Genomic DNA, 12,440 nt, shown 5'->3' on the forward strand with positions numbered 1-12,440 from the left:
TCATCGAGGCACGGCTCAGCCCAGCTTCACCGGCACGAAGATGCGGTCCTTGCCGCGCTGCACCAACAGAGCCACGGACTTCTCCGCACCGGCCACCACGCTGCGCACCTGCTCCACCGAGCTCACTGGCGTGCCGTTGACGGCCAGCAGCACGTCACCCGGGCGCACCCCGGCCTGGGCCGAGGGGCCGCTGACGTCCTCGATCACCAGGCCCTCCTTCACGCCGTCGCGCCGCTCCTGGGGATCCAGCGGACGCAGGGCCAGGCCCAGCTTGCCTTGCTGGGGAGCGCCCTCGTCATCGGACCTGGCCACACGGCTCTTCCTGTCACCGTCGTCGCCCAACTTGGCCTTGAGCGTTTCGAGCTTGCCGTGGCGCCAGACCTCCAGGGTCGCGGTCTCGCCGGGCATGGCCTGGCCGACGAGGGCGGGCAGGTCGCTGCTGGCCACGATGGGCTGGCCGTTGAACTTCAGGATCACGTCGCCCGACTTCAGACCGGCCTTGGCGCCGGCACTGCCGTCCTCGATGGCGGCCACCAGCGCACCCTCGGGCCTGGGCAGCTTGAAGGAATCGGCAAAGCCTTGGTTCACGTCCTGGATGGTGATGCCCAGGCGGGCGTGCTGCACCTTGCCGCCCTTCTCGATCTGCTGGCGCACGCGCTGAGCCACCTCCACCGGAATCGCGAAGGACAGGCCCTGGTAGCCGCCGCTCTGGCTGTAGATCTGCGAGTTGATGCCCACCACCTCGCCGCGCGCATTGAACAGCGGGCCACCGGAATTGCCGGGGTTGATGGCGACATCGGTCTGCAGGAAGGGCACGAAGCTCTCCTGCGGCAGGGCCCGGCCCTTGGCGCTGACCACGCCGGCCGAGACGCTGTTCTCGAAGCCGAAGGGCGAGCCGATGGCCAGCACCCATTCCCCCACGCGCAGGTCCCGGGTATTGCCCAGGGTGACGGTCGGCAGGCCGCGGGCCTCGATCTTCAGCACGGCCACGTCGGTCTTGGGGTCGGAGCCCAGCACCTTGGCCTTGAATTCGCGACGGTCGGTCAGCTTGACGGTCACCTCGGAGGCGTCGCGCACCACGTGGGCATTGGTCAGGATGGTGCCGTCTTCCGAGACGATGAAGCCCGAGCCCTGGCCGCGGGTGGGCATCTCGCCCCCGCGCGGGAGCTGGGGCTGGAAGCGGCGGAAGAATTCGTAGAAGGGATCGTCCGGATCCAGATCGGGCATCTGGCCGCGGCGCTGTGCCTGGGTCTTCACCGTGCCGGTGACGCTGATGTTGACCACGGCCGGCCCCTGGCGGGCGGCGATGGCGGCGAAGTCGGGCAGCGTGGCGGGGCTGGCGACTGCCGCCGCGGCCGAGCCCGTCGCAGGGACGGCGCTGGCCAGCACCGGGCTGGTGGTGGCGGCTTCGGCAGGCGCGGTGGACGCCACTGCGGTGCTGCTGGTCTTGAGGGTGTTGCTGGCGTGCATGGCGCCGGCACCTCCGGCGGCACCGAGCACGCCGGCGGCGACGAGGGCCCAGACCAGGCGGCGGGCCGGGATCATGCGAGTGGGGCTGTGGTCATTCATGGCGTTCTCCTTGGCTGCTGCAACCTGAACGGTCGCGATGGCAGTCACTTTCGAACGCCACGCTTAGAGGCCGCTTAATGAAGCTGAGCCTGGTCTGAGGCCAGCGCCCCCGGCTCACAGGCCGGCAGGCGCAGCTCCACCTGCAGGCCGCCCAGACGACCGGACTGGCTCAGCCGCAGCTGGGCGCCGTGCCGATCGGCAATGGCCTTGACGATGGCCAGGCCCAGGCCGCTGCCCGGGGCCTGCGAGGCCGAGGCGCTGCTGCGGTAGAAGCGGTCAAACACGCGCTGGCGTTCACCGGCGGGGATGCCAGGCCCACTGTCTTCCACCAGCAGCAAGACCTGACCCTCCCCCGGCGTGGCATGCAGGCTCAGGTCGACCTGGCCACCCGCGGGGCTGTACTTGATGGCGTTGTCCAGCAGATTGCGCAGCAGCACGCGCAGGCCCTCGGGCTGGCCCATGACCCAGGCTGGATCGCAGTCCTGCAGGCCGACGTCAACGCCGCGCAGGCTGCCCAGCTCGCTGGCATCGGCCACAGCCTGGCGGCACAGCGCGTCCAGGGCCAGGGGCTCCAGCGCCCGCTGTGCGGCCGCCCCCTCCTGGCGGGCCAGGGACAGCAGCTGCTCGATCAGGTGGGAGGCACGCTCGATGCCCTGCTCCAGCCGCTTCAGGCCCGGCTCGCCTGCAGCCCCCCCCTGCTGCAGGGCCTGCAGCTGCAGCTTGAGCGCGGCCAGCGGCGTGCGCAGCTCGTGGGCGGCGTCGGCCACGAAATGCTGCTGGTCCTCGAAAGCGCTGCGCACCCGGCCCAGCAGGGCGTTGAACTCCTGCACCATGGGGCGCAGCTCGCTGGGCAGGTCGCCCGCCGGTACCGGGGCCAGGTCACCCGGCGAGCGGTCCGCCAACTGGGCGCGCACACGCTCCACCGGGTCCAGGGAGCGGCTGATCACCAGCCACACCACCAGGCCCAGCAGCGGCAGCATCAGCAAGGTGGGCATGGCCGTGCGCCAGGCCAGCTGCGAGGCCATGCGCTGGCGCACGGAGAGGTCCTGCGCCACCTGGATCACCTGCAGCGGCGTCTGCACCGAGAACACGCGGAAGGTGCGCCCGCGGTCCGTGACGTCGGAAAAGCCCAGCACCGCGCGCTGCGGCAGCAGCCAGGGGCCGGGGGAGCGAAACATGGAAGCGCCGTCCAGGCTCCAGACCTGCACATGGAAGTCGAAGCTCTGCTGCTCGCCCAGCGGCAGGGAGATGGTGCCGCTACCCGGCCCGGCCACGCTGCCGCGCAGGGAGAAGGCCATCTGCTGCATCTGGTAGTCGAAGAGCTGGTCGGCCTCAGCCAGGGCCGTGCGGTAGGCGCTATAGGCTTGCAGGAAGGCGGCCAGCGAGACGGCGGCCAGCAGAAACATCAGGAGGCGCTGGCGCAGCGAGCGCGGCATCAGCCAGCGCCGCAGGCCCGTCAGCAGCGCGGCGCCCTTCATTCCTTGGGCACGCGGTAACCCACGCCGCGCACGTTCTGGATCAGCTCGGCGCCCAGCTTCTTGCGCAGGCCGTGGATGTAGACCTCGACGGCGTTGCTGGAGATCTCGTCCTTCCAGCCATAGAGCTTCTCCTCCAGCTGCTGGCGCGACAGCACGATGCCCGGCCGCGCCAGCAGGGGCTCCAGCACCGCCCATTCGCGGGCTGAGAGCACCACCTCGCGGCCGTCCTTGCTCACCTCGCGGGTGGCGGGATTGATGGCCACGCCCTTGTGCTCGTAGACCGGCTCGGCCCGGCCTTGCGCGCGGCGCAGCAAGGCGCGGATGCGGGCCAGCAGCTCGTGGAACTCGTAGGGCTTGAGCACGTAGTCGTCCGCCCCGGCGTCCAGGCCGGCGATGCGCTGCTCCAGGGCGTCCCGCGCGGTGGCGATCAGCACCGGCAGGCTCTGCTTACGGCCGCGCAGCTGCTTGAGCACCGTCATGCCGTCGGCCTTGGGCAGGCCCAGGTCCAGGATGAGGAGGTCGTAGTTCTGGCTCAGCAGGGCGGTGTCCGCCATCTCGCCGTCCCGGACCCAGTCCACGGCATAGCCCTCGGCCCGCAGCAGGTCCAGCAGGGGCTCACCGATCATCAGGTCGTCTTCGACCAGCAGCAGTCTCATGGGGGCTCGGGGCACGTCGGGGTGGAAAAGCAGAATTCTCCACGGAAGAAAGCCCCTGGCCTTAGCAGCCCCTTAATCTCTTGCCGGGCGGGCTGATTCCGTGGCTACAATGCGCCCGGTCAGGAGAGAGCTCCCTAGCGGGGGCCGCCGAAGGCGCAGAGGCACTGGTGATCCCACGCTTCGAACGCTCAGGCAAAAGGACTGACAAAACGTTCCGATCGGAACGTTCCTCACTGGAGAGAGACGGGTCTCGAGCCCGTCCACCGAAGGGGCAAGCTGCGGGCGATACGCCGGTGGCCAATCTCTCAGGTAAAGCGGACAGCGAGGGCAGCTCCCCAGACCTGGGTTCATCCCAGGCGGGGTCCAAGAATGCCCTCGTAGGAATGCACCATGTCCGCCGCCCCTTCCGCCGATCTCAAGAAGACCCCCCTGCACGCCCTGCACATCGAACTCGGTGCCAAGATGGTGCCCTTCGGCGGCTATGACATGCCCGTGCAGTACAAGGCTGGCATCCTGGCCGAGCACAAGCACACCCGCACGGCCGCCGGCCTCTTCGACGTCTCCCACATGGGCCAGCTGCGCCTCGTGGGTGCCGATGCCGGCGCCGCGCTGGAATCCATCGTGCCGGTGGACATCATCGACCTGCCCGTCTACAAGCAGCGCTACGCCCTCTTCACGAATGAGCAGGGCGGCATCCTGGACGACCTGATGGTCTGCCGCCGCCCCGACGACATCTTCGTGGTGGTGAACGCCGCCTGCAAGGAGCAGGACACGGCCCATCTGCAGGCCAAGATCGGCAGCCGCTGCGAAGTCATCCCCACGCCCGAGCGCGCCCTGCTGGCGCTGCAAGGCCCGCAGGCCGTGACCGCCCTGGCCCGTCTGAACCCTGAAGTCGCCAAGCTGACCTTCATGACCGGCGGCTTCTTCAATCTGGACGGCATCGAGACCTTCCTGACCCGCTCGGGCTACACCGGCGAGGACGGCTTCGAGATCTCGGTGCACAACGACCAGGCCGTCGAGCTGGCCCGCAAGCTGCTGGCCCAGCCGGAAGTGCAACCCATCGGCCTCGGTGCCCGCGACACCCTGCGCCTGGAAGCCGGCCTGTGCCTCTACGGTCATGACATCGACACCACCACCACCCCCGTGGAAGGTGCCCTGACCTGGGCCATCCAGAAGGTGCGTCGCGCCGGTGGCGCCCGTGCCGGCGGCTATCCCGGTGCCGACATCATCAACGAACAGCTCGCCAACGGCGTGCAGCGCAAGCGCGTGGGCCTCATCTCCACCGAGCGCATGCCCGTGCGTGAAGGCGCCAAGCTGGTGAACGCCGACGGCGCCGAGATCGGCGTCGTGACCAGCGGCTCCCTGGGCCCCACGGTCAACCAGCCGGTAGCCCTGGCCTATGTGCAGACGGCCCATGCCGCGCAGGGCACCGAGGTCTTCGCTCTGGTCCGCGACAAGCGCGTGGCCATGACCGTGGCCGCCACCCCCTTCGCGCCGCACCGCTACTTCCGCGGCTGATGTCCGGGCATGGGGGCCGATACTGGCCCCTCGCCTTCCCTTTCGATTCCAGTTCTTTCCCTGGTCTTTTCTCCCGACATTCGGAGCACACCATGAGCATCAAGTACACCGCCGACCACGAGTGGATCCAGATCAACGCTGACGGTACCGCCACCGTGGGCATCACCGTCCATGCGCAAGACGCGCTGGGCGACGTGGTGTTCGTGGACCTGCCGGACGTCGGCAAGAGCTTCGCCGAGAAGGAAGTCGCTGGCGTGGTCGAGTCGGTCAAGGCTGCTGCCGACGTCTACATGCCCGTCAGCGGCGAGATCACCGAGGTGAACGAGGCCCTGCGCGCCGATCCCTCCCTGGCCAATAGCGACCCGCTGGCCTCGGGCTGGTTCTTCAAGGTCAAGCTGTCCAAGCCGGCCGAGCTGGACGCCCTGCTGGACGCCACCGCCTACGACGAGCTGGTCAAGAACAGCTGATCGCCGTGAGGTGAACAACGGGCACCGACAGTCCTGTCCGTGCCCGTTTCTGTATCTGCCGGGGGGTGTGCCGCGCGGGTCCGTCGTGCCCCGCATCCTGCCACCGCCCGGCCCGGACTGCCCCGCATGGCCATGAGCCTGCGCCGGCCCCCGATGAAGGAATTGCCATGTTGATGTCTGCTCTGAAGCCCCTGGGCGAACTCGAGAACGCCGCCGAATTCCACGCCCGCCACATCGGCCCCGATGCCGCCGATGAAGCCGCGATGCTGTCCGTGATCGGCCAGGCCTCGCGCCGTGCCCTGATCGAAGCCATCGTGCCCGCCAGCATCAAGCGCTCGGCCGGCATGCAGCTGCCGCCCGCCGCCACCGAGGCCGCCGCGCTGGCCGAGCTGAAGGCCGTCGCCAGCAAGAACCAGGTGCTCAAGAGCTACATCGGCCAGGGCTACTACGGCACCCTGACCCCCGGCGTCATCCTGCGCAACATCCTCGAGAACCCCGCCTGGTACACCGCCTACACGCCCTACCAGGCCGAGATTTCGCAAGGCCGCATGGAAGCCCTGGTCAACTTCCAGACCATGGTGACCGACCTCACCGGCATGGCCATTGCCAATGCCTCCATGCTGGACGAGGCCACCGCCGCCGCCGAGGCCATGACCCTGGCCGCCCGCGTGGGCAAGAGCAAGAGCCAGACCTTCTTCGTGGCGGACGACGTGCTGCCCCAGACCCTGGAAGTGGTCCGCACCCGCGCCGAGCCCCTGGGCATCACCGTGGTCGTTGGCCCTGCCGCCGAGGCCGGCAAGAGCGAGTGCTTCGCCGCGCTGGTGCAGTACCCCGGCGTCAATGGTGATGTGCGCGGCCTGCAGGCCATCGCCGACACCGTGCACGCCCAGAACGGCCTGCTGATCGCCGCCGCCGACCTGCTGGCCCTGACCCTGCTGAAGGCACCGGGCGAGCAAGGCGCCGACATCGCCGTGGGCACCACCCAGCGATTCGGCATGCCCATGGGCAATGGCGGCCCGCACGCCGCCTACATGGCCTGCAAGGACGAGTTCAAGCGCAACCTGCCGGGCCGCCTGGTCGGTGTCTCGGTGGACGCGCACGGCAACAAGGCCTATCGCCTGGCCCTGCAGACCCGCGAGCAGCACATCCGCCGCGAGAAGGCCACGTCCAACATCTGTACCGCCCAGGTGCTGCCGGCCGTCGTGGCCAGCATGTACGCCGTCTACCACGGTCCCAAGGGCCTGAAGCGCATCGCCCAGCGCGTGGCGGCCTACACCGCCATCCTGGCTGAAGGCCTGAAGGGCCTGGGCTTCGGCATCAGCAATGCCGCCGCCTTCGACACCCTGCACGTGCAGACCGGCGCCAAGACCGAGGCCCTGCTGGCCGCTGGCGTCAAGGCCGGCATGAATTTCCGCCGCGCCTCGGCCCAGTCGCTGAGCCTCTCGCTGGACGAGACCACCACGCGTGAAGACCTGAGCGCCGTGCTGGCCGTCTTCGCCGAAGGCAAGGCCCTGCCCGGTTTCGCCGCCTTCGAGAAGGGCATCGCCGCCATGATCCCGGCGGAGCTGGTGCGCACCAGCAGCTACCTGACGCACCCGGTGTTCAACACCCACCACAGCGAAACCGAGATGCTGCGCTACCTGCGCGCCCTGTCCGACAAGGACCTGGCCCTGGACCGCAGCATGATCCCGCTGGGCTCCTGCACCATGAAGCTGAACGCGACCAGCGAGATGATCCCCATCACCTGGCCCGAGTTCGCCCATGTGCACCCCTTCGCCCCGCGCGATCAGCTGGCCGGCTACGAGCTGCTGAACGAGCAGCTGACCGCCTGGCTGTGCCAGGCCACGGGCTATGCCGGCATCAGCCTGCAGCCCAATGCCGGCTCGCAGGGCGAGTACGCCGGCCTGCTGGCCATCAAGGCCTGGCATGAGTCGCGCGGCGAAGGCCATCGCAAGATCTGCCTGATCCCCGAGTCCGCCCACGGCACCAACCCCGCCTCCGCCCAGATGGTGGGCATGCAGGTGGTGGTCACCAAGTGCGACAAGGAAGGCAATATCGACCTGGTCGACCTCAAGGCCAAGTGCGAGCAGCACAGCGCCAAGCTGGCCGCCATCATGATCACCTACCCCTCGACGTATGGCGTGTTCGACACCCAGGTCAAGGAAATCTGCGCCCTGGTGAAGAGCCATGGCGGCCGTGTCTACGTGGACGGCGCCAATATGAACGCCCTGGTCGGCGTGGCCGCGCCCGGCGAGTTCGGCGGTGACGTGTCCCACCTGAACCTGCACAAGACCTTCTGCATCCCCCACGGCGGTGGCGGCCCGGGCGTTGGCCCGGTCTGCGTGGTCGCCGACCTCGTGCCCTTCCTGCCCGCGCACCGCAGCGCTGGCGTGGGCGCCGCCACCAATGTGGGTGCCGTCTCGGCCGCCCCGCTGGGCAATGCCGCCGTGCTGCCGATCAGCTGGATGTACGTCCGCATGATGGGCGCCGACGGCCTGCAGGCCGCTACCGAGGTCGCCATCCTGTCGGCCAACTACGTGGCCGCCCGCCTGGCCGGCGCCTACGACATCCACTTCAGCGGCAACATCGCCGGCGTGAAGGGTGGCGGCGTGGCGCACGAGTGCATCCTGGACCTGCGCCCCCTGAAGGACAGCTCCGGCGTATCCGCCGAGGACGTGGCCAAGCGCCTGATCGACTACGGCTTCCACGCCCCCACCCTGTCCTTCCCGGTGGCCGGCACGCTGATGGTCGAGCCGACGGAGTCAGAGTCCAAGGCCGAGCTGGACCGCTTCTGCGACGCCATGCTGGCCATCCGCGCCGAGATCGCCAAGGTCGAGGCCGGCCAGTGGGCCCGCGAGGACAACCCGCTCGTGAACGCCCCGCACACCGCCGAGGTGCTGCTGGCCACCGAATGGAGCCACGGCTACACCCGCGAGGAAGCGGCCTACCCGGTGGCCACGCTGCGCCGCCAGAAGTACTGGTCGCCGGTGGGTCGCGTGGACAACGTCTACGGTGACCGCAACCTGTTCTGCTCCTGCATCCCGATGAGCGAGTTCGAACAGGCCTGAAGCGCCACCCGCAGCCCACGGCAGGAGCCCGCATGGACAGCCCGAGTGATTCTCAACTGGACCAAAGCTTCACCGCTCTTGCCGTGCTGAGCCCCGCGGGCAAGCTGATTGCCCAAGGGCGGCACCGGCTGGAGCTGCGCTCCTGGTGCCCGCCCCAGGTGCCGCTGCTTGACCTGCTGATCATCGAAAGCCGCCGCCAGGTGGCCGCTGAAGATCAGCTAGACCCTGAGGCGGCCGGGGTCGCCCTGGTCGATGTACTGTCGGTGGAGCCTTGGCCGGGCACGCCGGGCATGTTTGCCTGGAAGCTCGGCAATGTCCGCCCCATCTTCCCCAAGCTGGGTCCGCTGCCTGCGCGCGGCGGGCTCTACAACGTCTGCCTGCGCAGCCTCGCCGAGACTGCCGACACCTGAGAGAGCACCATGGCCGTTTCCGTTTTCGACCTGTTCAAGATTGGCATCGGCCCCTCCAGCTCCCACACGGTGGGCCCCATGCGCGCCGCCCGCCTCTTTGCTTCGCGCCTGCGCAGCGAAGGCCTGCTGCCGCGCACGGCGCGGGTGCTGTCGCAGCTCTACGGCTCCCTGGGCGCTACCGGCAAGGGCCACGGCAGCGACACCGCCGTGCTGCTGGGCCTGGCCGGCCATGAGCCGGACACAGTCGATGTGGAGCGTGTGCCGCAGTACCTGGACGAGATCCGCCAGGGCAGCCGCATGCAGCTGCTGGGAGAGCACTGGGTGGATTTCAACGAGGCCAAAGACCTGGTCTTCTTCCGCCGCCAGAGCCTGCCCTTCCACGCCAACGGCATGCGCTTCAGCGCCTTCGATGCGGAGGGCGCGCTGCTGTCCGAGAAGACCTATTACTCCGTGGGCGGCGGCTTCGTCGTCAGCGAGGAAGTCGCGGCGGACGGCAGCAAGCAGAAGGTCATCGCGCCCGATGCCACGGTGCTGCCCTACCCCTTCAAGACTGGCGACGAACTGCTGGCCCTGACCAAGGCCCATGGCATCAGCATCGCCGAGGTGATGCGGCGCAACGAGCGCCACTGGCGCAGTGACGAGGACACCCGCGCCGGCCTGCTGCGCATCTGGCAGGTGATGCAGGACTGCGTCAGCCGCGGCCTGCGCACCGAGGGCATCCTGCCCGGCGGCTTCAAGGTCAAGCGCCGCGCCGCGCAGCTCTACCGCGACCTCACCGCCAACCCCGAGGCCGCCCTGCGCGACCCGCTGCAGGTGATGGACTGGGTCAACCTCTACGCCCTGGCGGTGAACGAGGAGAACGCCGCGGGTGGCCGCGTGGTGACAGCCCCCACCAATGGTGCAGCCGGCATCGTGCCTGCCGTGCTTCACTACTACAGCCGTTTTGTGCACGGCGCCAGCGAAGACGGCGTGGTGGACTTCCTGCTCACGGCCGCCGCCATCGGCATCCTCTACAAGGAGAACGCCTCCATCTCCGGCGCCGAAGTCGGCTGCCAGGGTGAGGTGGGCGTGGCCTGCTCCATGGCCGCTGGTGCGCTGTGCCAGGTGATGGGCGGCACGCCCGAGCAGGTGGAGAACGCCGCCGAGATCGGCATGGAGCACCACCTGGGCCTGACCTGCGACCCGGTGGGTGGCCTGGTGCAGATCCCCTGCATCGAGCGCAATGCCATCGCCTCGGTCAAGGCCATCAATGCCGCCCGCATGGCGCTGCGCGGCGACGGCACGCATTTCGTCAGCCTGGACAAGGTCATCAAGACCATGCGCGACACTGGTGCCGACATGATGACCAAGTACAAGGAAACGGCCCGCGGTGGCCTGGCGGTGAACATCGTCGAGTGCTGAGGCTGGCGGGGGCAAGACCTGCCCCCGTCTCTGTTCAGGATGCCCGCCCCTGAGGCACACCCGTTTCGAAAGCCCTCAGCAAGGCTTGCGCCGACGCAGGCCCAGCATGCCGATGAACCCGGCGCTGAGCAGCAGCGGCGTGGCCGGCTCTGGCACCTGCGTGATCGTGATGTCGAAGGAGGTCTCCCCCACGGGGCAGTCAGCCACGCACCCGGAGGAGGTAAAGGAGCCTTTGTTCTCCAGGACCACAAACCCGTAGCCCGCGAAGGCACTGGTGACCTTGGAAGTGAAGGTCTTGGTGGCCTGGTCCAGCTCTATGCCCACCTTTTCCTTGTGCGTCTTCCCGGCGTCATCGACCACCTCGAAATCACCGGACACCTTCAGCTTCCCACCGCCCTTGTCCTTCTTGAGGCCGGCGGCCGTAGTCTTGATCTTGGGCGTGACGCCGTCGGTTTCGATCTCGATGTCAAGATCGGCCGTGTGGTCGGTCTTCTCGACGATCTGGCCCTTGTCCTTGAAGTTCTTCCCGGCGTAGGGCCCCTTCTTCCACGTCCCCTTGCTGTCCAGCTTCCATACCTTGTTCAGCAAGGCATCGGTGTCCATGGCCGCCGCATACTCGAAGGACCAGCCCTCCCCGAGGTAGCTGCCGGTCAGGACGCCACCATAGCTGCCCGAGAAGATGCCCGGCGAGGTTTCGACAACCCGGTAGCGGCCTTCGTAGTGGAGCTTGGCACCGGATTCGAAGAGCCCCGCCCCCAGGAGCTGCGTGACGATGGCATCCAGGCTGGAGTCCACGTGCAGCTGCTGCGCGACCACGAACTCCTCCTCGATGGGGATGGGAACAGTGGTAGACCGGACCGGTGCTGCGCGCGAACCGCTTCCCGAAAGAAGCAGCACCGCCCCCAGTAAAGCGATGGCTGTTGATCTCATGTTCAGTTCCTCCATGGTTTCATCGACCCAATGCCCGCTCGACGGACCGGGCGTCAGGATGGTCGACCAGGCCCGGGCCGCTGGCAGCTACTGACGCTATGAGCTTGTCCCGCGAGCCGATGTCGAGTAGGCCCTCAGCGCTCCACCCGCGGGAGCAACCCTCCCGAAACTGCAGGAAACTCCTGTCGTCTCAAGCCTGAACGGCTGTTAAGCTGCCGTTCATGAACCTGCTGCTCGCCGAAGACGATCCCCTGCTCGCCGACGCCCTGTGCGCCCAGATGCGCCGCAGCGGCTTCGCCGTGGAGCATGCGCCCAATGGCGCGGTGGCCGAGTACCTGCTGGTCAAGCAGCCCTTTGACGTCGCGGTGCTGGATTTGGGCCTGCCCATGGTGGATGGCCTCACCGTGCTCAAGCATGTTCGCGTGGCCAAGCCGGCCCTGCCTGTGCTGATCCTCACGGCGCTGGACAGCCTGGAAGACCGCGTGGCCGGCCTCAACGCCGGAGCGGACGACTACCTCACCAAGCCCTTCGACTTCCCCGAGCTGGAAGCCCGCCTGCGCGCCCTGCTGCGCCGCAGCCGCACGGGCGTCCAGCCCCAGCGCGCCGAGGTGGCCGGCCTGAGCCTGGACCAGGACGCCCGCCGCGCCCTGATCCACGGCGAGCCCATCGACCTCAGCCCGCGGGAGTGGATGCTGCTGGACCTGCTGATGGCCCACCGCGACCGCGTCGTCACCAAGGAGCAGATCAACCAGACCTGGGCCTCCGCCGATGGCGGCAGCAACGATCCCCAGGGCAGTGCCACCAATGCAGTGGAGGTCTACATCCACCGGCTGCGCCGCAAGCTTGAGGGCGCGGGCGTGGCCATCCGCACGGTGCGCGGGCTGGGCTATCTCCTGGAGGCCGAGACGGCCGCCGGGGCCCCCGCCTGACGCCCAACCCTCGG

At 68.5% G+C, this 12,440-nt stretch carries 10 protein-coding genes and 2 riboswitches; of the genes, 6 read left to right on the top strand and 4 right to left on the bottom strand.

What is annotated here, in order from left to right:
- Positions 1 to 15: 15 nt before the first annotated feature.
- The 3 genes from ACS5PK_RS12800 to ACS5PK_RS12810 all read right to left on the bottom strand — a co-directional run bounded on the left by ACS5PK_RS12800 (position 16) and on the right by ACS5PK_RS12810 (position 3,703).
- The gene (locus ACS5PK_RS12800) at positions 16 to 1,569 is read right to left on the bottom strand and encodes a DegQ family serine endoprotease (RefSeq protein ID WP_439440634.1); all 1,554 of its coding nucleotides are present in this window, start codon (positions 1,567 to 1,569) and stop codon (positions 16 to 18) included.
- A 74-nt stretch (positions 1,570 to 1,643) separates the two neighbouring features.
- Positions 1,644 to 3,047: an ATP-binding protein gene (locus ACS5PK_RS12805; RefSeq protein ID WP_439440635.1), complete on the bottom strand. Its 1,404-nt coding sequence runs from the start codon at positions 3,045 to 3,047 to the stop codon at positions 1,644 to 1,646.
- Entirely contained in the window at positions 3,044 to 3,703 is a 660-nt protein-coding gene (locus tag ACS5PK_RS12810; RefSeq protein ID WP_439440636.1) for a response regulator, read from the bottom strand. The genes ACS5PK_RS12805 and ACS5PK_RS12810 overlap by 4 nt, the downstream gene beginning before the upstream one ends.
- Positions 3,704 to 3,813: 110 nt before the next feature.
- A riboswitch (glycine riboswitch) is annotated at positions 3,814 to 3,917 on the top strand.
- A 9-nt stretch (positions 3,918 to 3,926) separates the two neighbouring features.
- Positions 3,927 to 4,035, top strand: a riboswitch (glycine riboswitch).
- A gap of 58 nt (positions 4,036 to 4,093) precedes the next feature.
- On the opposite strand from ACS5PK_RS12810, the gene gcvT reads away from it, so the two are divergent.
- The 5 genes from gcvT to ACS5PK_RS12835 all read left to right on the top strand — a co-directional run bounded on the left by gcvT (position 4,094) and on the right by ACS5PK_RS12835 (position 10,567).
- Positions 4,094 to 5,221: a glycine cleavage system aminomethyltransferase GcvT gene (gcvT, locus tag ACS5PK_RS12815; RefSeq protein ID WP_439440637.1), complete on the top strand. Its 1,128-nt coding sequence runs from the start codon at positions 4,094 to 4,096 to the stop codon at positions 5,219 to 5,221.
- Between the two features lie 92 nt (positions 5,222 to 5,313).
- On the top strand, positions 5,314 to 5,688 hold the full coding sequence (gene gcvH, locus ACS5PK_RS12820) for a glycine cleavage system protein GcvH (protein ID WP_439440638.1): 375 nt from the start codon (positions 5,314 to 5,316) through the stop codon (positions 5,686 to 5,688).
- Between the two features lie 167 nt (positions 5,689 to 5,855).
- Complete coding sequence (gene gcvP, locus ACS5PK_RS12825) at positions 5,856 to 8,756, top strand: aminomethyl-transferring glycine dehydrogenase (protein ID WP_439440639.1); 2,901 nt, start codon at positions 5,856 to 5,858, stop codon at positions 8,754 to 8,756.
- Positions 8,757 to 8,788: 32 nt separating this feature from the next.
- Complete coding sequence (locus tag ACS5PK_RS12830; protein ID WP_439440640.1) at positions 8,789 to 9,166, top strand: hypothetical protein; 378 nt, start codon at positions 8,789 to 8,791, stop codon at positions 9,164 to 9,166.
- Between the two features lie 9 nt (positions 9,167 to 9,175).
- On the top strand, positions 9,176 to 10,567 hold the full coding sequence (locus ACS5PK_RS12835; RefSeq protein WP_439440641.1) for an L-serine ammonia-lyase: 1,392 nt from the start codon (positions 9,176 to 9,178) through the stop codon (positions 10,565 to 10,567).
- Between the two features lie 75 nt (positions 10,568 to 10,642).
- Here the strand turns inward: ACS5PK_RS12835 and ACS5PK_RS12840 are convergent, their stop codons facing one another.
- Entirely contained in the window at positions 10,643 to 11,497 is an 855-nt protein-coding gene (locus ACS5PK_RS12840; protein ID WP_439440642.1) for a PEP-CTERM sorting domain-containing protein, read from the bottom strand.
- A 221-nt stretch (positions 11,498 to 11,718) separates the two neighbouring features.
- Between ACS5PK_RS12840 and ACS5PK_RS12845 the strand changes: the two genes are divergently transcribed.
- Positions 11,719 to 12,426 carry a response regulator transcription factor gene (locus tag ACS5PK_RS12845; RefSeq protein ID WP_439440643.1) on the top strand — a complete coding sequence of 236 codons (708 nt, stop codon included), beginning with the start codon at positions 11,719 to 11,721 and terminating at the stop codon, positions 12,424 to 12,426.
- The last annotated feature ends 14 nt before the right edge of the window (positions 12,427 to 12,440 follow it).

This window comes from Roseateles sp. DB2, assembly GCF_051857535.1.
Taxonomy (GTDB): domain Bacteria; phylum Pseudomonadota; class Gammaproteobacteria; order Burkholderiales; family Burkholderiaceae_C; genus Roseateles_B.